This window comes from Deltaproteobacteria bacterium (assembly GCA_005879535.1).
GTDB lineage: Bacteria > Myxococcota > Myxococcia > Myxococcales > 40CM-4-68-19 > 40CM-4-68-19.
In genome coordinates this window covers 1-465 of sequence record VBKI01000058.1, presented here as the reverse complement: position 1 = coordinate 465, position 465 = coordinate 1, and the positions used below count along the sequence as shown (strand labels likewise).

1 protein-coding gene is annotated in these 465 nt (G+C 67.5%); it reads left to right on the top strand.

What is annotated here, in order from left to right; genetic code table 11:
* Window positions 1–65: 65 nt before the first annotated feature.
* The coding region (locus tag E6J58_08780) for a hypothetical protein (GenBank protein TMB38326.1) at window positions 66–465 on the top strand (400 nt) is incomplete at its 3' end.

Sequence of the window (465 nt, the reverse complement as noted above, 5' to 3'; positions counted from 1 at the left end):
CCTGGATGATACGGCACGGTTACACGACCTGCGCGACGTGCCACGTCGATCCGTCCGGCTCCGGCGTGCTGACTCCGTACGGTCGGGCGCAGGGGGAGATCCTGCTGCAGTCACGCTATGGGAAGCCCGCCGAAGAAGCCTCGCCCGCCGCAAACTTCCTCTGGAACGCGCTGCGCACTCCGGACTGGCTCCTCGGCGGCGGTGAGGTCCGGTACATGGGGCTTCGCACGAAGATCGGCGACGGACCGACGACAGGCGATCTCATCCTGATGCAAGGCGATCTCGCGGCCGCGGTGCAGGTCTCAGGGTTCCGCGCCAGCGCCTCGCTCGGTTACGTCACGACGACTGGATCGCCGGCCTCTCTCGCGGGCCAGGTGATTTCCCGTGAGCACTGGGTAGGCTGGGCTTTCGACGAGGGGGCGCTGCTGGTGCGCGCCGGACGCATCAACGTGCCGTTCGGAATTC